This window comes from Pseudomonas sp. NUPR-002 (assembly GCF_056322725.1).
The window spans coordinates 1,363,753-1,388,868 of sequence record NZ_CM150476.1 but is presented as its reverse complement, the minus strand read 5'-3'; the positions used below and the strand labels follow the sequence as shown (position 1 = coordinate 1,388,868).

Below are 25,116 nucleotides of genomic sequence, written 5' to 3'. Positions count from 1 at the left end.
GCCATCGCAAGGAACCCGTATGAGCCTGTCACTTCTCAGCCGCTATGCCTTCTTCGCCGCCTGTGTTCTGTTCACCGTGGTGAGCCTGCCTTTCCTGCAGCATGAATGGCTGTGGCCATTTACCCTGACCACCGCGCTACTGAGCCTGCTCGGCCTGTTCGATCTGCTGCAGAGCCGTCACGCGGTGCGGCGCAATTACCCGATCCTCGGCAATATCCGTTATCTGGTGGAAGGCATTCGCCCGGAAATACGCCAATACCTGCTCGAAGCCGACAGCGACGCCCTGCCATTTTCGCGGGCGCAGCGCTCGCTGGTGTATGCCCGGGCCAAGAACGAAGCGTCCGACAAGCCCTTCGGTACGTTGATCGATGTCTATCAGTCCGGTTTCGAGTTCATCGGCCATTCCATGCGCCCGGCACCGTTGAGCGACCCGTCGAGCTTCCGGGTGATTGTCGGCGGCCCGCAGTGCAGCCAGCCTTATTCGGCTTCGGTGTTCAATATCTCGGCGATGAGCTTCGGCTCGCTCAGCGCCAATGCCATCCGTGCCCTGAACCAGGGAGCCAAGCTGGGCAACTTTGCCCATGACACCGGTGAAGGCAGCATCAGCCCTTATCACCGTGAACATGGCGGCGACCTGACCTGGGAACTGGGCAGCGGCTACTTCGGCTGCCGTACCGCCGACGGGCGCTTCGACCCCGAGCGATTTGCCGAACAGGCGCGCAGCCCGCAGGTGCGCATGATCGAAATCAAGATGAGCCAAGGCGCCAAGCCTGGCCATGGCGGTATCCTGCCCAAGCACAAGGTCACCCGCGAAATCGCTGAAACCCGCGGGGTCATGATGGGTGAAGACTGCATTTCACCGTCGCGCCACAGTGCCTTTTCCACGCCGATCGAAATGATGCAGTTCATTGCCCAGTTGCGTGAGCTGTCGGGCGGTAAGCCGGTGGGCTTCAAGTTCTGTCTTGGCCACCCCTGGGAGTTCATGGGGATTGCCAAGGCGATGCTGCAAACCGGCATCTTGCCGGACTTTATCGTCATCGATGGCAAGGAAGGCGGCACCGGCGCCGCACCCGTGGAATTCACCGACCATATCGGCGTGCCGCTGCGCGAAGGCTTGCTGTTTGTGCACAACACCCTGGTCGGGTTGAACCTGCGCGACAAGATCAAACTCGGCGCCAGCGGCAAGATCGTCAGCGCCTTCGACATTGCCAGCGTACTGGCGATCGGTGCCGACTGGGCCAACTCGGCACGTGGCTTCATGTTCGCCATCGGCTGCATTCAATCGCAAAGCTGCCACACCAACAAATGCCCCACCGGCGTCGCCACCCAGGACGCCCTGCGCCAGCGGGCGCTGGTGGTGCCCGACAAAGCGCAGCGGGTGTTCAACTTCCACCACAGCACGCTCAAGGCCCTGGCCGAGATGCTCGCCGCCGCGGGCCTGGACCACCCCTCGCAATTGGAAGCCAAGCACCTGGTACGCCGGGTTTCAGCCACCGAGATCAAGCTGTTTTCACAGATGCATGTGTTCCTCAAACCCGGTGAGCTGCTCAGTGGCAACATCAGTGGCGAGTTCTATTCGCGGATGTGGCAACTGGCCCGGGCCGACAGCTTTGAGCCGAACAGTGAGGTGGCGGCCTAAGCCGAGAACCGCAGCGCAATGCAGAGTGAGGTAGAGACATCCGGAAATACCCTCACTTTGCATTCGCCGACAAAACTTGTAACCCTCCCGCCGCCGATCGGCTTGCGCCGACGGCGCGGAACCCACGCCTGCGGGCGCCTATCCTCTATTGAAACACCCTCGCAAGGCTCTGATCATGAACAACGGTCGCGACCATCGCATCGACTTCTTTCGCGGACTGGCGCTGATCTTCATCTTCTGGGATCACATACCGGGTAACCCGCTGGCCAACCTGACGGTGCGCAATGTCGGCTTCAGCGACGCGGCGGAAATCTTCGTGTTCCTGGCCGGTTACGCTGCCGTGCTGGCCTACGGCAAGATCGCCCTGCGCGATGGCTGGCTGGTGGCCTGCGTGCGCATACTGCGTCGGGCCTGGGTGCTGTATGTCGTGCACATTTTCCTCTTGGTGCTGCTGATGGGCATCGTCTTTGTCGCCAACAATCATGTGCAGACCCGCGACATGATTCAGGAGATGGGCCTCAATTACTTCCTCGCCAATCCGCAGCAAGCGCTGGTGGATGAACTGCTGCTGCGCTTCAAACCCAACCTGATGGACCCGTTGCCGCTGTACATTCTGCTGCTGCTCGGCTTGCCCCTGGTGCTGCCTGCGATGCTGCGCAAAGTCGAGATCGTGGTCGGGCTGTCGGCGGCGCTGTATCTGCTGGCGCCGATGTTCCAATGGAACCTGGCGGCCCAGGAGGGTGGCGTGTGGTTCTTCAACCCACTGGCCTGGCAGTTGCTGTTCATTCTCGGTGGCGCGGCGGCCTTGCATAGCCAACGCCCGCAACCTGCCGACCTGCGCCCGGCTTGGCGGCAGCCACTGTTCATCGCGGCGGCGAGCTATTTGCTGGTGTGTGCCGCCATCGCCCTGTCCTGGCGCTGGCCTGCCCTGCACGATGCGCTGATGCCGCGGCAGCTGGCCGAATGGCTGTACCCGATCAGCAAGACCAACCTGTCGCCTGCGCGCCTGCTGCACTTCCTGGCCTTGGCCTATTGCACGGCCAAGCTGTTGCCACAAGGCGCCTGGGTGCAGAGCTGGCTGGCGCAACAGAGTTGCCGGATGGGCCGCTATTCGCTGGAAGTGTTCTGTTTTGGCGTACTGCTCGCGCCGCTGGCCGACATGGGCAATGCCCTGGCGGACGAACACTGGGCCATGCAGTTACTGACCGCACTGACGGGCGTGGGCTTGATGATGTTACTGGCGGTCTGGCTGGACCTGAACAAACGCTTGAACCGGCCGGTGACGGTGGCGGCGTCCTGAACGATCGCGGGGCAAGCCCACTTGGAATTACAGACGCTGTGGGAGCGGGCTTGCCCCGCGAAGCGAGCACTGCGGTGAATGGCACGGGCTGCGCCCGTGTTCGCGGGGCAAGCCCGCTCCTACCGGTAGGAGCGGGTTTACCCGCGATTGCTGTTACGTACGCGCCAGCTCTACGTTGTCAGCTTTCGGCGCCAGCTTGAACACGTAATACAGCACCGTCAGCATGACCAGGAACGCAGGGCCGATGTACAGCGCCACGCGGGTCTCCTCGAAGTACGCCATCAGGCCCACCACCAGGATCAGGAACGCCAGCGCCAGGTAGGAGCTCAGCGGCCACAGCCACATGCGGTACTTCAGCGCGGCCCGCTCGGCATTGCTCAGGCCGGCACGGAACTTCAGCTGCGCCAGCAAGATCATCACCCAGGTCCAGATCGCCCCGAAGGTGGCAATCGCGGTGACCCAGACGAACACTTTCTCGGGCACCAGGTAGTTGGCCAACACGCCCAGCAGCAACGCTGCAATGGACAGCAGCAAGGCATTACGCGGTACGCCATTGCTGGAAGTACGAGCGAAGGTTGCCGGCGCCTGACCATTCTGCGCCAGGCTGTAGAGCATGCGCCCGGTGCTGAAAATACCGCCGTTGCACGACGACAGCGCTGCGGTGATCACCACGAAGTTGATGATACCGGCGGCGGTTTTGATGCCCAGACGCTCGAAGGTCATCACGAACGGGCTGCCTTGGCTGCCAATTTCGTTCCACGGGTAGATCGACAGGATCACGAACAGCGCGCCGACATAGAACAACAGGATGCGCCAGAACACCGAACCGATGGCCTGTGGAATGGTTTTTTGCGGGTTGCGCGCTTCACCGGCGGTCAGGCCGATCATTTCTACGCCCAGGTAGGCGAACATCACCATCTGCAGCGACATCAACACGCCGGTCACACCGTTGGGCATGAAGCCGCCGTTGCTCCACAGGTTGGAGATACCCATGGCCACGCCATCGTTACCAAAGCCAAAGGCAATGATGCCGATGCCACCGAGGACCATGGCAATGATGGTGACGATCTTGATCAGGGCGAACCAGAACTCGAACTCACCAAAGGCCTTGACCGCGATCAGGTTGATCGCACCCATGCTGCCCAAGGCCGCCAGGGCCCAGATCCAGCGCGGTACATCGGGGAACCAGATGCCCATGTAGATGGCCACGGCGGTAATCTCGGCCACGCAGGTCACCAGCCACAGAAACCAGTAGTTCCAGCCGGTGAGGAAGCCCGCCAACGGGCCAAGGTAGTCTTGAGCGTAACGGCTGAACGAGCCTGCGACCGGATTGTGTACGGCCATTTCACCCAGGGCGCGCATAATCACCAGGATCGCCAGGCCACCAATGATGTACGACAGCATGATTGCCGGGCCGGCCATTTCAATGGCCTTGGCCGAGCCCAGGAACAGGCCGACACCGATACAGGCGCCCAGCGCCATCAGGCGAATGTGGCGCTCGCCGAGCTCTCGCTTGAGCGGGCCGCCCTGGGCGGTCTCAGCGTGAGAAGAAGGGTTGCCGACTGGCATAGAAATACAACCTCATTTTGTTATTGGATATAAACCGTTCGTGCAGGCCTGGCACCGCCGATAGGCGAATACGCTGCCTTGCCGGGTACCACCTTGTGGGCGGACCCGCCTGTCCGCGTTAAAGGCGCGGGCAGAGCGAAAGGGCCGAGCAGTATAGAAAGGCCCATGCAGGGCATTTCACTATAAAGAGCAGGATATTTAGCGAGATTTCTGGATAAAGACCCTATTTATCGAAGGCTTTTCCCGTGTTTTTTCATGGATGGCCAACAGGGCGGCTAACATAGCACCAAAACAGGGCATTACAACCTTCCACCAAAGGAGAACATCCCACTCAATTACAGGAAGTGCCTTACAGGCCTCACAAATTTTTCACCAAATGCGCTCACCGTCTAAGCTTCAGGCAAGCAAGACGAAAATACGTAGCCGGGCAAAACACTATGGGCGCATTGTGGCAATCGGAACCAACGAGTAAGGAAACTCCCACTGAATCCCTTGAAGAATCGCCATCGCCGAAAAGCCCCCGCCAACGTCATCTGTGGTGGCGGCTGGTCTGGCTGGTGCTGCTGCTCGCCCTGATTGCCTTGGGCTATGCCATCGTCAACGAAATGCACACCTCGCGCCTGCAATCTCGCGAACTGAGTCAACTCGCCTCGACCTTGACCTACTCGCTGCAACCCGGGCCGAGCGATGCCATCGTCTATCCGGGTGACGGGCCCTTCGACAAACGCCTGGGCTACAGCGCGCTGGGCGAGTTCCTGCCGCGTCTGCTCAAGCGCGACTACGTGATCAGCGAGCAGGTGCACTTTTCTCCGGCGTTGATGGACTACACCGAGCACGGTTTATTCGTGCCCTACAAAGAAAAGATTCAGTCCGGCCTGTCGATCACCGATTGCAAAGGCGACGTGCTCTATCAGTACCACTACCCGCAATACCTGTACCCGGACTTCGACTCCATCCCGCCGGTGATCGTCAACAGCCTGCTGTTCATCGAAAACCGCGACCTGCTCGACCCCAACGACCCCAACGCCAACCCGGCCGTGGACTGGCCGCGTTTTGCCAAAGCGGCCTACAGCCAGGTCGCCAAGTACCTGGCCCTGCCCGGCCAGTCCGCTGGCGGCAGCACCCTGGCCACGCAACTGGAGAAGTACCGTCACTCGCCTGACGGCCTGACCGTTTCCGGCAGCGAAAAAATACGCCAGATGATTTCTGCCAGCGTGCGCGCTTACCAGGGCGGCCCGCAAACCCTTGAGGCGCGTCAGCGCATCGTGCGCGACTACCTCAACAGCGTGCCGCTGTCGGCGGTGCCCGGGCATGGTGAAGTACATGGCATGGCCGAAGGGCTGCGGGTCTGGTATGGCGCCGACTTTGCCCAGGTCAACCAGGCCTTGGCCTCGACGGAAACCGATCCTGCCAGCATGGCCGCGCGTGGCCTGGCCTTGCGGCAAGTGCTGTCGCTGATGATTGCCCAGCGCCGCCCTTCACATTTTCTATCCAAAGGCCGCAACGAACTGGCCGAGCTCACCGACAGCCATATCCGCGTTCTGGCCGCCAGCAACATCGTCGACCGTCCGTTGGCCGACGCGGCACTGGCCAGCAAGGCGATCTACCGCGACTGGGTGGCACAACCGACCATCCAGCCGATCGTGACCAACAAAGGCATCAGCGTGGCCCGCAGCCGCCTGTCCCTGGCCCTGGCCCGCCCGCTGTATGACCTCGACCGCCTGGACTTGTCGGCCACCAGCACCTTGCAATCGGACTTGCAAGGCCAGGTCAGTCAGTACCTCAAGGACCTTGCCGACCCGGCCGTTGCAGAAAAAGTCGGGCTGTTTGGCGAACGCTTGCTGACCCCCACCAGCACCACCCAGGTGCGTTACAGCTTTACCCTGCTGGAACGCACCGCCAACGGTTCACGGGTGCGGGTACAAACCGACAGTACCGACCAGCCGTTCGACATCAACGAAGGCAGCAAACTGGAACTGGGCTCTACCGCCAAACTGCGGGTGCTGACCAGCTACCTGGAGATCATTGCCGAGCTGCACGACAAGTACGCCAATACGCCCGCCGCCGACCTGAAAAAAGTCGAGGTCGCCGAACTGGACTTCATCACCCGCTGGGCCATCGACTACCTGATCCAGAACAAGGACCGCAACGTCACCGCGATGCTCGATGCCGCACTCAATCGCAAGTATTCGGCCAGCCCCGGCGAAGCCTTCTTCACCGGCGGCGGCATGCATGTGTTCAATAACTTCCGCAAGGAAGACAACAACCGCATTCCAACCCTCAAGGACGCCTTGCGCGAGTCGATCAACCTGCCGTTCATTCGCCTGATGCGTGACCTGGTGCGCTACAGCACCTATCAGGCACCGGGCAACAGCGCCAAACTGCTCAAAGACGATGCCGAGCCACGCCGTCAGGAGTACCTGGCGCGCTTCGCCGACAAAGAAGGCACCGATTACATGCGCAGGTTCTGGAAAAAGTACCAGCGCAAAACCTCGCAACAACGCCTGGACACCTTCCTCGACAGTTTGCGCGTCACGCCTATCCGCCTGGCGGCGGTCCACCGTTACCTGTTCCCCGAAGCCGACCAGGCCACGTTCAATGCCTTCGTTCGTGCTCACATGAAAAAGGAACTGGCAGACACCAAGCGCAAACCGACCAAACAGGACTCGGTCACCGACCAGCGTCTGGACGACCTGTACTACGCCTATGGCCCCGGCAAATTCGATTTGCCGGACCAAGGCTTCGTTGCCAAGGTCCACCCACTCGACCTCTGGCTGTTGGGCTATTTGCTCAACAACCCCAACGCCAGCTTCCAGGACGCCGCGCAAGCCAGCCAGTTCGAGCGCCAGGAGGTTTACAGCTGGCTGTTCAAGAGCCGCCACAAAGGCGCCCGTGACAGCCGCATCCGCACCCTGGTAGAGATCGAAGCCTTCCTCGATATCCATCAGCGCTGGAAGCGTGTCGGCTATCCGTTCGACCACCTGGTGCCTTCGCTGGCTACCGCCATCGGCAGTTCGGGTGATCGCCCGGCCGCCCTGGCCGAGTTGGTCGGGATTATTCAGAACGATGGTGTTCGCCTGCCGACGCTGCGCATCGATACCTTGCACTTTGCTGCCGACACCCCTTACGAGACGCGCCTGGCCGGTGACCCCGATCTGGGCCAGCGAGTGCTCTCGGTGGAAGTGGCGCGCGCGCTGCGCGGTGCACTGTCGCAGGTGGTCGATGCCGGTACCGCACGACGGGTGTCTGGCAGCTTCAAACTCAATGACGGCACGCCGATGGTGATGGGCGGCAAAACCGGCACCGGCGACAACCGCATCGAAAGCTGGGGCGCCGGTGGCCGCCTGCTTGGCTCGAAAGCGATCAACCGTACCGCGACCTTTGTGTTCTTCCTCGGCGATAACCACTTTGGCACCCTCACCGCCTTCGTACCGGGGCGTGCTGCCGAGTCGTTCAAGTTCACCTCGGCGTTGCCGGTGCAGGTGCTCAAGGGAATGGCACCGATCCTCACGCCTTACTTGCAACCGGGCAGCCACACCCTGTGCAAATCACCGCAAGTGGCGCAGCAGTAGTCCTCTGAAGCAACGCCCAGGCACTTATCCAGCGCCTGGGCGTTGCTTTGTCTGCAGTACCGTTCATCCCCTAACTGCGAATTATGAGAATTATTCTCACTCTCACCCTTGCACTAAGATATATCTTGAGTAATATCTAAAGACATCTCTAACGCAAACGGAGTCCTCCATGCGTGAACATCATCCTCACCGTGAACATGGCGAACGCCATGACGGTATCGAACGCCGCCACAGCCGCGAGCGTGGCGATCGCGGTCCGCGGGTCTTCGCCCCGGGCGATCTGAAATTGCTGCTGCTGTCGATGGTGGCCGAGCAGCCGCGCCACGGTTATGACCTGATTCGCCAGATTGAAAGCCTGTTCGGCGGCAACTACAGCCCAAGCCCGGGGGTGATCTACCCGACCCTGACGTTCCTGGAAGAAAGCGAATTGATCGTCGGCCAGGTCCACGGCAGCAAGAAGCTCTACAGCGTCACGGCTGCCGGGCTTGAATCGCTGGCCGAACAAGCGGTCGCCCTCGACGGCGTGCGCATGCGCATCGAAGTCAGCAAGCGCTCACTGTGCGGCCACGACCGCCCGCAGGAAATCCACGAAGCGGTACACAACCTGCGTCATGCCCTGCAGATGCACAGTGGCCGCTGGAACCCGGCAGAAATCGAGCGGGTGCGTACCTTGCTCAACAACACTGCCAAAGCCATCGTCGCAGGGCCTGCTGCGACCCCCACGGAGACTACCGAATGAGTGTCAGCGAAAACGCCACGATTCATCGCGTCAACCATGAGATCAAACATCGCCGCCTGGAGGTGCTGCGGGTCACCGAGCTGACCCCGCGCATGCGCCGTATCACCCTTGGCGGGCCACAACTGCAAGGCTTCACCAGCGTCGGTAGCGACGATCACATCAAACTGCTGTTCGCCTGCTCGGCAGAAGAACAGGCGGCATTGGATAACCTCGACTTCAGCCGCGACGGCGTGCGCCCCACCATGCGCGAATACACCCCGCGGCGCATTGACCTGGCAGCGGGTGAGCTGGACATCGACTTCGTCCTGCACGGTGATGGCCCGGCGTCGACCTGGGCGGCCCAGGCAGCAGTCGGCCAGGTGCTTAACATTGCCGGTCCGCGCAGCTCGATGGTGGTGCCGGACATCTTCGACAGCTATGTACTGATCGGTGACGAGACTGCCATCCCGGCCATTGCCCGGCGCCTGGAAGAACTGCCCGGCAGCCGCAAGGTCCTGGCCGTCATCGAGATTGAAGATGCGCAGGAGCAGCAGCCTTTGCACAGCCAGGCGCAACTGGAGGTGATCTGGGTCCAGCGCCACCAGCAGCACCTGCTGAACGTGGTCAAAGGCCTGACGTTGCCTGAAGGCCGACTGTACGCCTGGGTGGCACTGGAAAAAGCCCTGACCCGCGCAACCAAGCGTCTGTTGATCGACGAAAAAGGTCTGAAAGAGGAGCAGATCAAGGCTGCTGCGTACTGGCGCCTCGACCCGCACGACGACGCGTAACCGGCACCCTCAGGGTTGCGTCCTGGCCTTGGCCAGGCGCCCGCCCTGCCAGCGATCCAGGCCTAACAGCAACAGGCTGATGACAATAAAGCCAAGCAAAATCGCCAGCGCGTTGAGCAGGACCTGCGCATACCCCAACCTGGCCACATCAATGAACGGATAGGGATACACCCCTATCGACTGTCCGCGCATCAACGCCAAGGCAAAGTACCCCAGCGGATACAGCAACCAGGCCAACAGATGCTTGAGGCGCAAACTGCCCTTCTCTACACAACACCACCAGTAACCCACGAACACCAGCGGCATGACGTCGTGCAGCAGTTCGTCAGCCAGCCACTGCCAGCCTTGTGGTTGCCACAGGTGACGTAACAGCAGGCTGTAGGCCAACGCGACCAGCACGATGCTGGCGGCAATAGCCGAGCTGACTGGCGCAGACAAAAACCAGCGCTGTGCCGCAGACGGCCTGCCAAAGGCCGCTTGAGTGAGTACGACTGCAACCAGGGTATTGGTCAGCACGGTGAAGAAACTGAAAAAATTGATCAGGCCGCCGATCAGGCTGGCCTGCTCCTGCCAACGCGCCAACAACACCAGATAGAGTTGGATCGCCAGAGCGCTCCAACCCAGGCAGGCGGCCAGGCCGATCACGACCTCGCGCTGGCGCATCAATCAACGGCCGCGTTGCAACTTCAAGTACAAGCGCTCGACCTTCTCTCGCGCCCACGGCGTACGGCGCAAGAACGTCAGGCTCGATTTGATGCTCGGGTCGCTCTTGAAGCAACGGATGTCGATGCGTTCGGCCAGCCCTTCCCATTGGTAGTGCGCCACCAGGGCGTTGAGGATCTGCTCCAGGGTCGCGCCATGCAGCGGATTGGGGTTGGCGGTAGACATGCCTGTGCTCCAGCGAATCAAAGATGCGCACCTTAACAAACATTCTAGTGCTGTAGGAGCGGGCTTGCCCCGCGATAGCGACGCACCTGACACACCGCAATCGCGGGGCAAGCCCGCTCCTACCAAAATGCAAATGAAACGTTATATTATATCGAAAACACCTCACCCCTAAGGAACCCCATGCGTCGCTTGCCCCTCGCCGCCGCTCTCTACCTCGCTACCCCGCTGAGCCAGGCCGTAGAACTGGACCCGCAAATCGTCACCGCCAACCCGCTGGGCAACAGCGAACTGGCCTCCGCTACTACAGTGCTGGAAGGCGATGACCTGACCCTGCAACAAAAAGGCAGCCTCGGCCAAACGCTGAGCAACCAGCCCGGTGTGGCGTCCACTTGGTTTGGCCCCGGCGCCAGCCGCCCGGTAATTCGCGGCCTGGACGGCGACCGTATTCGCATTCTGCGCAATGGCGTTGGCGCCCTGGATGCCTCGTCACTGTCCTACGATCACGCCGTACCGCTGGACCCAGCCACCGTAGACCGCATCGAAATTGTCCGTGGCCCGGCGGCTTTGCTGTATGGCGGCAACGCCATTGGCGGGGTGGTCAACAGTTTCGATAACCGCATTCCCAGTTCACCGGTCGACGGTATTCACGGCGCCGGTGAGCTGCGTTACGGCGGCGCCGACACGACCCGCAGCAGTGCGGGCAAACTCGAGGCCGGTGATGGCCGTTTCGCCTTGCATGTGGACGCCAACAGCCGTCAGTTCAACGACCTGCGCATTCCCGGCTACGCCCGCAGTTCCAAGGTCCGCGACACCGACGAGCCGGGCAGCCGGCATACGCTGGAAAACAGCGATGGCCGCCAGCATGGCGGTGCGGTCGGTGGTGCCTATCATTGGGATCATGGTTACACCGGGCTGTCGTACAGCCGCTACGATTCGAACTATGGCTCGGTGGCTGAGCCGGGTGTGCGCCTGGACATGCAACAGGATCACTACGGCTTCGCCTCGGAACTGCGCGATCTCGATGGCCCGTTCAGCGCGCTGAAGTTCGATGTCGGCTACACCGACTACCAGCACCGCGAACTGGAAGGTGGCGAGGTACATACCACGTTCAAGAACAAGGGCTACGAAGCACGGGTTGAAGCGCGCCATCAGCCCTGGGGCGCAGTGGAAGGTGTGATTGGCGTTCAGGCCAGCCGCAACGAATTCTCGGCCCTCGGTGAAGAAGCCTTTGTGCCGCAATCCGATACCAACAGCCTGGCGCTGTTCATGCTCGAACAATGGCAAGCCAGCGAACGCCTCAATCTGAGTCTGGGTGGCCGACTGGAGCACACCCGCATCAACCCCGACAGCCAGGGCAGTGAGCGTTTTGCCCAGGCCGACAGCGCCAGCAGCTTCACCGCCACCAGCCTGTCTTCTGGCGCGGTGTATGAGCTGACGCCGATCTGGTCGCTGGCTGCAACCCTGGGCTACACCGAGCGCGCACCGACCTTCTACGAGCTGTATGCCAATGGCGCGCACGTCGCCACCGGCACCTATGAAGTCGGCGATCCGAACCTGAGCAAAGAAAAAGCCATCTCCAGTGACCTGGCCCTGCGCTTTGACAACGGCGTACACAAAGGCAGCGTCGGGGTGTTCTACAGCCATTTCCGCAACTACATCGGCCTGCTGGCCAGTGGCAACTTGCGCGAGGGGCATGATCACAACCATGGCCATGAAGACCACGACCACGATCACGATCATGATCATGACCACGGCGCCGAGGTACCCGAGTATGTGTACAAGGGGGTGCGAGCCCGCTTCTATGGCATCGAGGCTCAGGACCGCTGGCAATTGGTGCAGAACCATTTGGGTAGTTTTGCCCTGGAGCTGTCTGGCGACTACACCCGGGCGAAAAACCTCGACTCCGGCGAAGACCTGCCACGCATTGCCCCGCTGCGCCTGAACAGCGGCCTGTTGTGGGAACTGGAGCGTTGGCAGGCGCGGATCGACGTGCAACATGCCAGTGCCCAGCACCACAAGCCGGCCAACGAAACCAGCACCGACGGCTACACCACCCTGGGCGCCAGCCTCGGTTATCGCTTTGACATCGGGCAGAGTCAGTGGCTGGCGTTTGTCCGGGGTGAAAACCTGACGGACCAGACTGTGCGCTACGCCAGCTCGATCCTGCGCGACATCGCCCCGGCGCCGGGGCGCAGTGTAGAAGTAGGCCTGCGCACCACCTTCTAACCTCCAGTAGGAGCGGGCTTGCCCCGCGATCGCGGTGTACCAGATACACCGCAATCGCGGGGCAAGCCCGCGCCTACGGACTGTTACCGATCCGGCAACGGTCCCTCTTATTGATTTGACTTTTTTTATTACAAATTCACCTATATCCTCTGCGCCGCAAGCTGAACCGCTTCAGTTATCCATCCCTAAAGCCTTTTCGCCGAAGTTCCTCAGGATCCGGCGCGCTTGCCGTTTTTCAATAATCAAAAGATAGCGCTATCTCATGCCTCAGATTCATCGTTCTCGCCTATTCCCCGCCCTGTTGGCCTTCACTTGCCTGGCCCCCAGCGCCCAAGCCGCCGCGCCCTTTGCCAGCGACTCCCCCTGGATGCTCGGCGACTGGGGTGGTACGCGCAGCGGACTGGCCGAGCGCGGCTACGACTTCACCCTCGGCTACACCGGCGAAATGGGTGCCAACCTGCACGGCGGGTATGACGACGACGAAACTGCGCGCTACAGCGGCCAGTTCGCGCTCGGCACACACCTGGACCTGCAAAAAATTCTTGGCTGGCACGACGCTGAGTTCCAGCTCACCGTGACCGAGCGCCACGGTGACAACATCAGCAACGACCGGATCAACGACCCACGGGTCGGCGGTTTTACCTCGGCGCAGGAAGTCTGGGGCCGCGGCCAAACCTGGCGGCTGACCCAGATGTGGATCAAGCAGAAGTACTTCGACGGTGCCCTGGATGTGAAATTCGGCCGCTTCGGTCAGGGTGAAGACTTCAACAGCTTCCCCTGCGACTTCCAGAACCTGGCGTTCTGCGGATCCCAGGTGGGCAACTGGGCCGGTGACATCTGGTACAACTGGCCCGTCAGCCAGTGGGCCCTGCGGGTCAAATACAACCTCACACCCGAGCTGTATGCGCAAATCGGCGCTTTCGAGCAAAACCCTTCGAACCTGGACCGTGACAACGGCTTCAAGCTCAGCGGCAGCGGCACCCAGGGTGCCGTGATACCCGTCGAGTTGGTCTGGAGCCCGGCGCTCAATGGCCTGAAAGGGGAATATCGCGCGGGTTACTACTACAGTAATGCCAACGCAACCGACGTTTACAAAGACAGCAACGACCAACCGGCAGCGCTGAGCGGCCAGGCTTATCGCAGCAGTTCGAGCAAACATGGTTTCTGGCTCGGCGCCCAGCAGCAGGTTACGTCGCAGGCTTCCGACCACTCCCGTGGCCTGAGTGTGTTCGCCAACGCCACGGTGCACGACAAGAAGACCAATGCCATCGACAACTATGTTTCGGCAGGTGTGGTGTACAAGGGGCCCTTCGACGCCCGCGCGCAGGACGATATCGGCTTCGCCCTGGCCCGCGTGCACGTCAACCCTGCCTATCGCAAGAACGCCAAAGCGCTCAATCAGGCCAACGGCGTCAGCGACTACAACGATCCCCTGTTCCGTCCGATCCAGGACACCGAGTACAGCGCCGAGCTGTATTACGGCATTCACCTGGCGGACTGGCTGACCGTGCGCCCGAACCTGCAGTACATCCGCCACCCCGGTGGCGTGAGCCAGGTCGACGACGCGCTGATCGGCGGGATCAAGATTCAGAGCAGTTTTTAATCACCCCTTCCACCTTACGGAGAACATACGATGAGCACAGAAGGTGCCTTGAGTAGAACCCGCTGGCTGCCGCGCCTGATTGGCGTGCTGTTGCTGCTGATGGGCTTGGCCCTACTGGCGGGCGGCATCAAGTTGAGCCAGCTCGGCGGCTCGCTGTATTACCTGATTGCCGGTATCGGCTTCGCCCTGTCCGGCATCCTCCTGATTGCCCTGCGTCGCCATGGCCTGGGCCTGTACGGCTTGGTGTTGCTGGGCAGCACCCTGTGGGCGCTGTGGGAAGTCGGCCTGGACTGGTGGCAACTGGTGCCACGTCTGGCGCTGTGGTTCGCCCTCGGTGTGGTCCTGCTGCTGCCTTGGGCGCGTCGCCCGCTGCTGGGCAACCCGTCGAAAATCAACCCGGCGCTGCTCAGCCTGGCCGTGGTCCTGTCGGGTGCCACCGCCGTGGCCAGCCAATTCACTCACCCGGGTGAAATCAAAGGCAAGCTGGGTCGCGACAGCACCGGCCTGAGCAGCACCGCGCCGCAGATGCCCGATGGCGAGTGGCAAGCCTACGGTCGTACCGAATTCGGCGACCGCTATTCGCCGCTGCGCCAGATCACCCCGGACAACGTGCATAAACTGCAGGAAGCCTGGCGTATCCGTACCGGTGACCTGCCGACCGACAACGACCCGGTCGAGCTGACCAACCAGAACACCCCGCTCAAGGTCAACGGCATGCTCTATGCCTGCACCGCGCACAGCAAAGTGCTGGCCCTGGACCCGGACACCGGCGCCGAAATCTGGCGTTTCGACCCGCAGATCAAAAGCCCGACCGGCTTCAAGGGCTTTGCCCACATGACCTGCCGCGGTGTCTCGTACTACGACGAGAACAACTACCTCAGCGTCGACGGCAGCCCGGCACCGAAAATCTCCGACGCCGGCCAGATCGTCGCCCGCGCCTGCCCGCGCCGCCTCTACCTGCCTACTGCCGATGCGCGTCTGATTGCCCTGAACGCCGACACCGGCAAGGTCTGTGAAGGTTTCGGCAACCAGGGTGTGATCGACCTGACCACAGGTATCGGCCCGTTCACGGCCGGCGGTTACTACTCCACTTCACCTGCAGCGATTACCCGCGAACTGGTGATCATCGGCGGCCATGTTACCGATAACGAGTCGACCAACGAGCCGTCCGGGGTGATCCGCGCCTATGACGTACACGATGGCCGCCTGGTATGGAACTGGGACAGCAACAACCCGGACGACACCGCACCACTGGCGCCAGGCAAGACCTACAGCCGCAACTCGGCGAACATGTGGTCGCTGGCCAGTGTCGATGAAAAACTCGGCATGGTCTTCCTGCCGCTGGGCAACCAGACTCCGGACCAGTGGGGCGCCGACCGCACCCCGGGCGCCGAGAAGTTCAGCGCGGGCATCGTTGCCCTCGACCTGACCAATGGCAAAGTGCGCTGGAACTACCAGTTCACCCACCACGACCTGTGGGACATGGACGTCGGCAGCCAGCCGACCCTGCTCGACCTGAAAACCGCTGACGGCGTGAAACCGGCGCTGATCGCCCCGACCAAACAGGGCAGCCTGTACGTGCTCGACCGTCGTGACGGCACGCCGATCGTGCCGATCCGCGAAATCCCGGCCCCGCAAGGCGCCGTTGAAGGCGACCACACGGCCCCGACCCAGGCCCGCTCCGACCTCAACCTGCTCGGCCCGGACCTGACCGAACAAGCCATGTGGGGCGCCAGCCCGTTCGACCAGATGCTCTGCCGCATCCAGTTCCGCGAGCTGCGCTATGAAGGCCAGTACACCCCGCCGTCGCTGCAGGGCAGCCTGGTGTACCCAGGTAACGTCGGTGTCTTCAACTGGGGCAGCGTCTCGGTCGATCCGGTGCGGCAAATGCTGTTCACCTCGCCGAACTACATGGCCTTCGTCTCGAAGATGGTACCGCGCGCAGAAGTGGCGGCGGGCAGCAAGCGCGAGAGTGAGACCAGCGGCGTGCAACCCAACACCGGTGCGCCGTATGCGGTGATCATGCACCCGTTCATGTCGCCGCTGGGCGTGCCCTGCCAGGCCCCGGCCTGGGGCTATGTGGCCGGTATCGACCTGACCACCAACCAGGTGGTGTGGAAACACAAGAACGGCACCAGCCGCGACAGTTCGCCGATTCCGATCGGCCTGCCGATTGGCGTACCGAGCATGGGTGGCTCGATCGTCACCGCGGGTGGCCTGGGTTTCCTCAGTGGCACCCTGGATCAGTACCTGCGTGCTTACGACAGCAACACCGGCAAAGAGCTGTGGAAATCGCGCCTGCCAGCAGGTGGCCAGGCCACGCCGATGACCTACACCGGCAAGGACGGCAAGCAGTACGTGCTGGTTACCGCCGGTGGCCATGGTTCGCTGGGAACCAAAATGGGCGATTACGTAATCGCTTACAAATTGGCTGAGTAAATTCATCGCGGGGCAAGCCCGCTCCTACAGGCGTTTGTAGGAGCGGGCTTGCCCCGCGATCTGCCCAACCATTGAAACCACCAGAAAGCCGCCCCATCTAAGCACCATAGTCATTTGCACAGGTGCCCCATGAGCGATCAGCAGGATCTACCCGAACATCCCGAGGACCACGCCGAAGTCGAGCACCCTGAAGCTTCCCGACACACCGGCCATCATCTCGCCCTGCCCGGCCAGCAACTGCCGGACAAGGTTTATGTCATCCCGATTCACAACCGCCCGTTCTTCCCGGCGCAAGTGCTGCCGGTCATCGTTAACGAAGAACCCTGGGCCGAAACCCTGGATCTGGTAGCCAAAACCCCGCACCACTCCCTGGCGCTGTTCTTCATGGACACCCCGCCCGAAGATCACCGCCATTTCGACACCTCGGCCTTGCCGCTGTACGGCACCCTGGTCAAGGTTCACCACGCCAGCCGCGAAAACGGCAAGCTGCAGTTTGTCGCCCAGGGCCTGACCCGAGTGCGCATCCGTACCTGGCTCAAACACCATCGCCCGCCTTACCTGGTGGAGGTCGAATACCCGCACCAGCCGAGCGAGCCGACCGATGAGGTCAAGGCCTATGGCATGGCCCTGATCAACGCGATCAAGGAACTGTTGCCGCTCAACCCGCTGTACAGCGAAGAACTGAAGAACTACCTCAACCGCTTCAGTCCCAACGATCCGTCACCTCTGACCGACTTCGCCGCAGCACTGACCTCGGCCACCGGCAATCAGCTGCAAGAAGTGCTCGACTGTGTGCCCATGCTCAAGCGCATGGAGAAAGTCCTGCCGATGCTGCGCAAAGAGGTCGAAGTCGCTCACCTGCAAAATGAAATCTCCGCCGAGGTGAACCGCCAGATCGGTGAGCATCAGCGCGAGTTCTTCCTCAAGGAACAGCTCAAGGTCATCCAGCAGGAACTGGGGCTGACCAAAGACGATCGCAGCGCCGACCTGGAGCAGTTCCAACAGCGCCTGGAAGGCAAAACCCTGCCGGCCGCGACGAAAAAGCGTATCGACGAAGAAATGGGCAAACTGGCGATTCTGGAAACCGGCTCACCGGAATACGCCGTCACCCGCAACTACCTGGACTGGGCCACCGCCCTGCCCTGGGGCGTCTACGGCAAGGACAAGCTCGACCTCAAGCACGCACGCAAGGTCCTCGACCAGCACCATGCCGGGCTCGACGACATCAAGGACCGGATTCTTGAGTTCCTCGCTATCGGCGCCTGGAAAGGCGAGATCAGCGGTTCGATTGTGTTGCTGGTCGGCCCGCCTGGGGTGGGTAAAACCAGTATCGGCAAGTCCATCGCCCAGTCCCTGGGGCGTCCGTTCTATCGCTTCAGTGTTGGCGGTATGCGTGACGAGGCGGAAATCAAAGGCCACCGGCGCACCTACATCGGCGCCCAGCCCGGCAAACTGGTACAAGCACTCAAAGACGTCGAAGTGATGAACCCGGTGATCATGCTCGACGAGATCGACAAAATGGGCCAGAGCTACCAAGGCGACCCCGCCTCGGCCTTGCTGGAAACCCTCGACCCCGAGCAGAACGTCGACTTCCTCGACCATTACCTGGACCTGCGCCTGGACCTGTCGAAAGTGCTGTTCGTGTGCACCGCCAACACCCTCGACTCGATCCCCGGGCCGTTGCTCGACCGTATGGAAGTGATTCGCCTGTCCGGCTACATCACTGAAGAAAAACTCGCCATCGCCAAGCGTCACCTGTGGCCAAAACAGCTGGAAAAAGCCGGGGTTGCCAAGTCCAGCCTGAGTATCAGCGATGGCGCACTGCGCACCGTGATCGAAGGCTATGCGCGTGAAGCCGGTGTGCGCCAGTTGGAAAAGCAACTGGGCAAACTGGTGCGCAAGGCGGTGATGCAACTGCTGGAAAACCCCGAGGCGAAAATCAAGATCGGCACCAAGGATCTGGAAGCTTCGCTGGGCATGCCGGTGTTCCGCAGTGAACAGGTGCTGTCGGGCAAAGGCGTGATCACCGGCCTTGCCTGGACCAGCATGGGCGGCGCCACCCTGCCGATCGAAGCCACGCGCATTCACACCCTCAACCGCGGTTTCAAACTGACCGGGCAACTGGGCGATGTAATGAAGGAGTCGGCCGAAATCGCCTACAGCTATGTCAGTGCCAACCTCAAGAAGTACGGAGGCGAACCGGCATTCTTCAACGAAGCCTTTATCCACCTGCATGTGCCCGAAGGCGCCACCCCGAAAGATGGCCCAAGTGCCGGGATCACCATGGCCAGCGCCCTGCTGTCCCTGGCCCGCGACCAGGCACCGAAGAAAGGCGTGGCGATGACCGGCGAACTGACCCTGACCGGGCAAGTGCTGCCCATTGGCGGGGTGCGAGAGAAGGTGATTGCTGCACGGCGGCAGAAGATCTTCGAACTGATCTTGCCGGAAGCCAACCGCGGCGACTTCGAAGAGCTGCCTGACTACCTCAAGGAAGGCCTGAGCGTGCATTTCGCCAAACGCTTTGGTGATGTGGCAAAGGTACTGTTCGGCTGAGATCGCTTGAACCTGTATGCGGGCCGGCAAAGCTCGCATCAGGTTTATCTCAACCTGGCGAACCCTTTCATGCCGCAGACAACTGCAACGAAGACAGTTTGTCTGTCATCTGCTTGGTACTTTGCTCGATGTCACGCCACAACCCGAGAAACTGGCTGAAGTAAATCGCGAAAAACGCCAACTGCTGCTGGCTGGTGATTTCCTGAATTTTATCCTGCGAAGCGTCGATGTAACTATCAAAGCTCTGCCAGGCCGAATGAAAATGTGAAGAAGCCGTCAGCACCTCTCTGAGCATTTGTTCCAGCGTCCGTAGCGGATCTGACAGCTCGGCAATGCGCGTTTTCAATGCTATTTTCGCCATTGTGGTAGTGCTGAAATCTTTGCTCGTCGGCCCTCTGAGCTTGTCCAGCGCCTGCAGGATTTTCACTGCCGCAGGCACCAATTGCGTCCTGGCGTCATCGCGAAACCCCGTGCATTCATCGCGCACATGCTCGACCTGCCTGTCATACTCGGACACCAAGCGCTTGAGCGCGATCACCTGCTTGGGCAAGGTTGAAATGATCTGCTTATCTTCCGGGCTGAGCGGGGTCAATGTATCAACTAACAGTTCATCCCAGGCTTCTCGTCGTTTACCCAATGCTTTGGTTTTTGAGCATACTTCTAGAATGACGGGGCCGATCATACTTATTTTTCCGGCAGTCTCGGTCAACGCCATTGCCAGTTGCAGATTTTTTGCGAAGAGCGGCTGCCAACGGTTGGCGTGCGCCTTCACGTTACGAATAAAAGAAAGAATATTATCCGGACTTAGCTGGGGGCTGCTCGACATCACGCCAATCAACACTATTATTTCAACTTTCCCTGCAGCTGAACCCAACCAGCGCAGCAAATCCTGAGTTGACTGCGGTAATTTGCGTACAGCACATACATACTGGTTCAGGCTGCTTATATGCGCAGATGACAAGGTCATTGCCCCTGTATCCAGGCTTTCATCCATCAGTTTCAAAAAATCTCCTGGCAGACCTGAAGAACACACTTGCCAGTTAGCATCCACGTACACGACCATATTTATTCAACCTAATGCTTTTTTATTACATCCACCACACTAGAAAAAAAACCAATCCCGGGCACCGGCAAGCAAGCCGACACCCGAGAGACATTAGAATGCTTCGCGATAGACGCTAACGATATGCTGTGCGTATTCGACCAAGCCCAGCAACAGCCTGATCAACGCCTGAACATGTTCTACATCATTCAGCGAAATAGCACCTAGCTTGTTACGTTCATTTTTAATTTGAATATAGATTTTACTTTTCTCAGCCAGCCATTCTGCACGCATAGCAACCAACGGCAGATAGGCTTCAAGCGCCTCGATATTGCTGCGTGCCTGGCGTTCGAGTTGTTGCTGTTCGCGCTGCTGGACGACCATGTCCTGCACATGAGCCTGCAGTGCACGACGCTGATCTTGGAGCTGTGAATAGCGCAGTCCATCCTGTAGACCGCCAAGGATTTTATTCACTGCCTCCAGGGCTTGTTCGATCGCAATGGCCGCGCCTGCGGTAGTGGCGCCTTGAGTCACCAGCCCCTGAATTTGCTCAACGCTTGGCAGTTGGCCTTCGAACTGGCTTTCAATGCCATTTGCCTCAAGCACCGCAATCGCTTTTTCCAGCTCTGCCAGTTCATTTCGCTTACTGGCCAGCGTGCTGTCGAGCAGTTGCAAGGCGTTGTTCAAGCGTTCATGAGTCTGCGCATAATTAACGCGGTCGCGCTCCACGTCATAAACCGGGAGGCTGGCAATCGACGTTGTAGAGTCCTCGACACTCACTAGCAGTACATCCAGTTTTTTACCAATAACGCCTGCGGCGCGCTGGACCTCTTCAAAGTAAAAGTCCCTCTCATCTTGATCGATCGCTGCCCCCTGAAGTGCACTAAGTGACTCTTCCACACGTTCAGACTTGATGCTGGTAGCGAGGTCTCCGGCAAGTTTTGAAAAGTCGTCAAAATACTTAACAAATCCTTTGTAATGCCGTTCTATCGAGGTATGCAGCAGCGGTAAAAACTCAAAGGTATTCTTTTCCCAGAACGCAGCATATGCACTGGCTGCAGCCAGAACTTTAGTCATATCAGGTTTTTGCAAAGCCGTATTAAGCACAGCAACATTGTCATTCATTTCCTGCCCCTCATTTTGCTGCGATAGTGTCGTCAAATACTTTATTCATGTGCTTGGCGAACCTTTCAATATCGCCCCACTGACTGATAAAGCGCTTGAAAAATATTGCAAACTTAAATAACTGCTGATTCGACTCAATTCGACCGAGTTGCTCAATCGAAGCATCAATATAATTACCAATAAGCGCCCAGGCAGAGTGCAAGTGAGCGGAAGCCGTTACAACATCACGCAGCCGTGTTTCCATTTGCCCCATCTGCGTACTCAATTCTTCCACCAGTCCCTCCAACCTGACGGCGGCTTTCAGTTGCTGGCTTACCTCACGGCGGCGCTGCTGATACTCATTGCGGCGTTTGCGGGCTTTCTCTGCCTTTGAACCATAAATTGATCCGGTAATCACAACACCCAACACGCCGGCTGCCAGACCACTCAACGCCGCTTTGACATACTGGTCATACTCGGCTTCAAGCCTGGTAATTTCCTTGTCGATCTCTGCCAGATCGTCACGCAGCTCCTGTGTCAGGCCACTGGCTTGCTGTCGCTTGATGGCTTCGGTTTTCTTCACAACCGAAGGGATCAGCGATTCACGCGCCTGATCGCGAAACTGTTTGGCCTCATCACCAACGGTCTGTACGCGTTCAGCAAACCTATCTACGTCACCACGCAGCACTTGCAGGTAATCGACAAGATTCAGGACGGTATGCTTATCGTCTGCACCCAGGCTGATGGGCTGCTCGAAATGAATGGTCTCCCATACCTCCTTCTTCTTGCCCAGTGTCTTGGTCGCTTCGAGAAGCTGCAGCACCTCGTTACCCGTGGTATTGATGCTGTTGGCATGAGTAGCCAACTGAAAACCAAGTGTTTTGCTGTTATCGGACAGTGACGTCCAACGATGCCCATGTTCCTGCAAGCGGCGATGCATTTCAGCCATTCTGGCTGGCATCAAGTCCGGTTCGGCGATGGTGGAATAGCCTAACCAATGAATGACTTCCGCTTGTTCAACAGGCAGGCTGAACACGTGATTGGCGTACTGGTTTAGGGTGACGATATGTTCGCGCGTCAGGGTCAAGCCGCCTTCATTCGGGCCATCACGCTGAGCCATCCCCTGAATCAGAGCCTTTGGTAGATCTTCAGCCTCGCTCTGCAATGTTTCAAAATCAGTTTGTGTATCATTCATGCTCACGTCCCTCCAGATAGGCCAGAACGGCCCGGGACCTTCAAACTAATAGCGCTGGGTTTTGCCCTGCAGAGGGCAGGTTTTCCTGAAAGCCGATCCCCACCTGAACCACTGGATTGTCGATGAACATCAACTACAAGTTGTTAGCCCTAGGCTTGCCCCTTCTGGCCGCGTGTTCACAAACCCCAGAACGCCCGGAAAACCTGGTCCTGGAAAAACTCAGCCAATGCCCTGTGCGCCTGGAAACCGGCCAAACCCTGACCTTGACCCTGCCCAGCAACCCCAGCACTGGGTATCGTTGGCTGGTGCAGAATCCGGCGGCAGGCGTTCTGCGTAGCCTGGGGCCAGAGGTGTACAGCCATCCGGAGGACGCTGGGGTAGTGGGCAGCGCCGGTCAATCGGTGTGGCGCTTCCAGGCGCAGGCCGCAGGTGAAGGGCATTTGCTATTGGTGTACCAACAACCCTGGGCCCCGGAAGTACGCCCGGTGCAGACCTTCGACTGTGTGATCAGCGTGAAGTAACTGCGCTGGTCAGCCAAACCATGCATCTACTGAGCGGTTTGGCTAAAATGCCCGCCTTTTACTGCCCAACGCCTGGACTGCCCCGTGAGCAAAGAACCCGATCGCCTATTCGCCCAGCCGCTTGGCCAGGTGCCCGACTTCGCCTTCAACGAAGACGTGGTGCGGGTGTTTCCGGACATGATCAAGCGCTCGGTGCCCGGTTACCCGACCATTGTCGAAAACCTCGGTGTACTGGCAGCTCAGTTTGCACAGCCCAACACCGCCCTGTATGACCTCGGCAGCTCGCTGGGCGCCGTGACCCAAGCCCTGCGCCGCCATGTGCGCAGCGACGGTTGCCGGGTGATTGCCGTCGACAACTCGGCAGCCATGGTCGAGCGCTGCCGGCAATACCTCACGGCCCAGGACTCGATGTTCCAGGAGCTGCTGCCGGTCGAGGTGATCGAAGGCGATATCCTCGCCCTGGATTTCCAGCCGGCCTCGGTGGTGGCGATGAACTTCACCTTACAGTTCATCGCCCCCGAACAGCGCCAGCAATTGCTCGCTCGCATCCGTGCATCGTTGTTGCCCGGTGGCGCGCTGATCCTCTCGGAGAAACTGCGTTTCAACGACCCCGAAGAACACGCACTGCTCACTGACCTGCACGTTACCTTCAAACGCGCCAATGGCTACAGCGAACTGGAAATTGCCCAGAAGCGCAGCGCCATCGAAAACGTGATGAAGCCCGACAGCCTTGAAGAACACCGCGAGCGCCTGCTGGCCGCTGGTTTCTCAAAAGTCGCGCCGTGGTTCCAATGCCTTAACTTTGCCTCGTTGATTGCCCTGCCATGATTGATCTTTCCCCTCTGGTCCGCCGCCTGGCGGGCACTCCCCTGGCGCAATGGTCGCAAGGCCTGCAAGCGCAACTCGACGCGAAAATGGAGAAAGGTCACGGTGACCTGGAGCGTTGGCAGAATGCCCTCGACGCGCTGCCCGCCCTGCTCCCCAGCCAGATCGATCTGGTCAATGGCCTGAACCTTGATTGCGACTGCGACCAGGACACCCGCGAGCGCATGCGCCAGGCGCTGATGGGCTTGTCGCCCTGGCGCAAGGGCCCGTTCGATCTGTTCGGCGTGCACGTCGATACCGAATGGCGTTCAGACTGGAAATGGTCACGGGTCGCCCCGCACCTGGACCTCAAGGGCAAGCGCATTCTCGATGTCGGCTGCGGCAACGGCTACTACCAGTGGCGCATGCTCGGTGCCGGTGCCGACAGCGTAATTGGTGTCGACCCCAACTGGCTGTTCTTCTGCCAGTTCCAGGCCGTGCAGCGCTACCTGCCGGAGCTGCCGGCCTGGCACCTGCCCTTCGCCCTGGAAGACCTGCCGGCCAACCTTGAAGGCTTCGACACAGTGTTTTCCATGGGCGTGTTCTACCACCGCCGCTCGCCGATCGAGCACCTGCTGGCGCTCAAGGATTGCCTGGTCAAAGGCGGTGAACTGGTGCTGGAAACCCTGGTTGTAGAAGGCGACGAACATCAGGTGCTGGTCCCTGAAGACCGCTATGCACAGATGCGCAATGTCTGGTTCCTGCCGTCGGTACCGGCGCTGGAGCGTTGGCTGCGGCGTGCCGGCTTCAGTGATGTGCGTTGCGTCGATGTCAGTGTCACCAGCGTTGAAGAGCAGCGCAGCACCGAGTGGATGCGTTATCAGTCGCTCAGCGACTTCCTCGACCCGAACGACCACAGCCGTACCATCGAAGGGCTGCCAGCGCCGCGGCGTGCGGTGTTGGTAGCACGCAAATAGCCATCGCGGGGCAAGCCCGCTCCCACCGGCAGGGCCGGATGCAGGGGCCAGTGGTGCCACCACAGCAATTGGATAATTGCCCACAGCCCTCAAAGCCAATCCGTGAAGAGCCCAAAAAAAAGGCGCCCATCTGGGCGCCGAAAATTCACCTTTACCAAAGGAGCGGGGAGCTACCAAG

The 25,116-nt window shown here is 60.0% G+C and carries 18 protein-coding genes; 12 read left to right on the top strand and 6 right to left on the bottom strand.

Annotation, left to right across the window (positions count from 1 at the left end; all coding sequences use genetic code 11):
- Positions 1 to 19: 19 nt before the first annotated feature.
- Complete coding sequence (locus ACVWSC_RS06460) at positions 20 to 1,639, top strand: FMN-binding glutamate synthase family protein (protein WP_442112498.1); 1,620 nt, start codon at positions 20 to 22, stop codon at positions 1,637 to 1,639.
- Positions 1,640 to 1,814: 175 nt separating this feature from the next.
- Positions 1,815 to 2,939 (top strand): OpgC family protein, encoded by a 1,125-nt coding sequence (locus ACVWSC_RS06455; RefSeq protein ID WP_442112497.1) that lies wholly within the window; start codon positions 1,815 to 1,817, stop codon positions 2,937 to 2,939.
- 153 nt (positions 2,940 to 3,092) lie between these two features.
- On the opposite strand, the gene ACVWSC_RS06450 is transcribed toward ACVWSC_RS06455, so the two are convergent.
- On the bottom strand, positions 3,093 to 4,508 hold the full coding sequence (locus ACVWSC_RS06450) for an amino acid permease (protein WP_442112495.1): 1,416 nt from the start codon (positions 4,506 to 4,508) through the stop codon (positions 3,093 to 3,095).
- A 437-nt stretch (positions 4,509 to 4,945) separates the two neighbouring features.
- Here ACVWSC_RS06450 and ACVWSC_RS06445 point away from each other — a divergent pair, with 437 nt between their 5' ends.
- The 3 genes from ACVWSC_RS06445 to ACVWSC_RS06435 all read left to right on the top strand — a co-directional run bounded on the left by ACVWSC_RS06445 (position 4,946) and on the right by ACVWSC_RS06435 (position 9,586).
- Entirely contained in the window at positions 4,946 to 8,080 is a 3,135-nt protein-coding gene (locus tag ACVWSC_RS06445; protein WP_442112493.1) for a transglycosylase domain-containing protein, read from the top strand.
- A 169-nt stretch (positions 8,081 to 8,249) separates the two neighbouring features.
- Positions 8,250 to 8,819: a PadR family transcriptional regulator gene (locus ACVWSC_RS06440; protein WP_442112492.1), complete on the top strand. Its 570-nt coding sequence runs from the start codon at positions 8,250 to 8,252 to the stop codon at positions 8,817 to 8,819.
- Entirely contained in the window at positions 8,816 to 9,586 is a 771-nt protein-coding gene (locus ACVWSC_RS06435) for a siderophore-interacting protein (RefSeq protein ID WP_442112491.1), read from the top strand. Before ACVWSC_RS06440 ends, ACVWSC_RS06435 begins: the two co-directional genes overlap by 4 nt.
- A 9-nt stretch (positions 9,587 to 9,595) precedes the next feature.
- Here the strand turns inward: ACVWSC_RS06435 and ACVWSC_RS06430 are convergent, their stop codons facing one another.
- Entirely contained in the window at positions 9,596 to 10,249 is a 654-nt protein-coding gene (locus tag ACVWSC_RS06430) for a Pr6Pr family membrane protein (RefSeq protein WP_442112490.1), read from the bottom strand.
- 3 nt (positions 10,250 to 10,252) lie between these two features.
- Positions 10,253 to 10,474 carry a VF530 family protein gene (locus ACVWSC_RS06425; RefSeq protein ID WP_442112489.1) on the bottom strand — a complete coding sequence of 74 codons (222 nt, stop codon included), beginning with the start codon at positions 10,472 to 10,474 and terminating at the stop codon, positions 10,253 to 10,255.
- A 180-nt stretch (positions 10,475 to 10,654) separates the two neighbouring features.
- Here ACVWSC_RS06425 and ACVWSC_RS06420 point away from each other — a divergent pair, with 180 nt between their 5' ends.
- The 4 genes from ACVWSC_RS06420 to lon all read left to right on the top strand — a co-directional run bounded on the left by ACVWSC_RS06420 (position 10,655) and on the right by lon (position 19,295).
- Entirely contained in the window at positions 10,655 to 12,700 is a 2,046-nt protein-coding gene (locus tag ACVWSC_RS06420) for a TonB-dependent receptor (RefSeq protein ID WP_442112488.1), read from the top strand.
- A 262-nt stretch (positions 12,701 to 12,962) separates the two neighbouring features.
- Positions 12,963 to 14,303 (top strand): carbohydrate porin, encoded by a 1,341-nt coding sequence (locus tag ACVWSC_RS06415; RefSeq protein ID WP_442112487.1) that lies wholly within the window; start codon positions 12,963 to 12,965, stop codon positions 14,301 to 14,303.
- A gap of 30 nt (positions 14,304 to 14,333) precedes the next feature.
- Positions 14,334 to 16,742 carry a glucose/quinate/shikimate family membrane-bound PQQ-dependent dehydrogenase gene (locus ACVWSC_RS06410; RefSeq protein WP_442112486.1) on the top strand — a complete coding sequence of 803 codons (2,409 nt, stop codon included), beginning with the start codon at positions 14,334 to 14,336 and terminating at the stop codon, positions 16,740 to 16,742.
- A gap of 129 nt (positions 16,743 to 16,871) precedes the next feature.
- On the top strand, positions 16,872 to 19,295 hold the full coding sequence (gene lon, locus ACVWSC_RS06405) for an endopeptidase La (protein ID WP_442112485.1): 2,424 nt from the start codon (positions 16,872 to 16,874) through the stop codon (positions 19,293 to 19,295).
- A 67-nt stretch (positions 19,296 to 19,362) separates the two neighbouring features.
- On the opposite strand, the gene ACVWSC_RS06400 is transcribed toward lon, so the two are convergent.
- The 3 genes from ACVWSC_RS06400 to ACVWSC_RS06390 all read right to left on the bottom strand — a co-directional run bounded on the left by ACVWSC_RS06400 (position 19,363) and on the right by ACVWSC_RS06390 (position 22,636).
- Positions 19,363 to 20,298 (bottom strand): hypothetical protein, encoded by a 936-nt coding sequence (locus ACVWSC_RS06400; RefSeq protein WP_442112484.1) that lies wholly within the window; start codon positions 20,296 to 20,298, stop codon positions 19,363 to 19,365.
- A gap of 153 nt (positions 20,299 to 20,451) precedes the next feature.
- Positions 20,452 to 21,462 carry an alpha-xenorhabdolysin family binary toxin subunit B gene (locus ACVWSC_RS06395; protein WP_442112483.1) on the bottom strand — a complete coding sequence of 337 codons (1,011 nt, stop codon included), beginning with the start codon at positions 21,460 to 21,462 and terminating at the stop codon, positions 20,452 to 20,454.
- A gap of 10 nt (positions 21,463 to 21,472) precedes the next feature.
- Positions 21,473 to 22,636: an alpha-xenorhabdolysin family binary toxin subunit A gene (locus ACVWSC_RS06390; protein WP_442112482.1), complete on the bottom strand. Its 1,164-nt coding sequence runs from the start codon at positions 22,634 to 22,636 to the stop codon at positions 21,473 to 21,475.
- 122 nt (positions 22,637 to 22,758) lie between these two features.
- Between ACVWSC_RS06390 and ACVWSC_RS06385 the strand changes: the two genes are divergently transcribed.
- The 3 genes from ACVWSC_RS06385 to cmoB all read left to right on the top strand — a co-directional run bounded on the left by ACVWSC_RS06385 (position 22,759) and on the right by cmoB (position 24,938).
- Positions 22,759 to 23,157: a protease inhibitor I42 family protein gene (locus ACVWSC_RS06385; RefSeq protein WP_442112481.1), complete on the top strand. Its 399-nt coding sequence runs from the start codon at positions 22,759 to 22,761 to the stop codon at positions 23,155 to 23,157.
- 84 nt (positions 23,158 to 23,241) lie between these two features.
- Positions 23,242 to 23,985, top strand: coding sequence for a carboxy-S-adenosyl-L-methionine synthase CmoA (gene cmoA / locus ACVWSC_RS06380; protein ID WP_442112480.1), 744 nt, complete (start codon positions 23,242 to 23,244; stop codon positions 23,983 to 23,985).
- Complete coding sequence (cmoB, locus tag ACVWSC_RS06375; protein ID WP_442112479.1) at positions 23,982 to 24,938, top strand: tRNA 5-methoxyuridine(34)/uridine 5-oxyacetic acid(34) synthase CmoB; 957 nt, start codon at positions 23,982 to 23,984, stop codon at positions 24,936 to 24,938. The genes cmoA and cmoB overlap by 4 nt, the downstream gene beginning before the upstream one ends.
- The last annotated feature ends 178 nt before the right edge of the window (positions 24,939 to 25,116 follow it).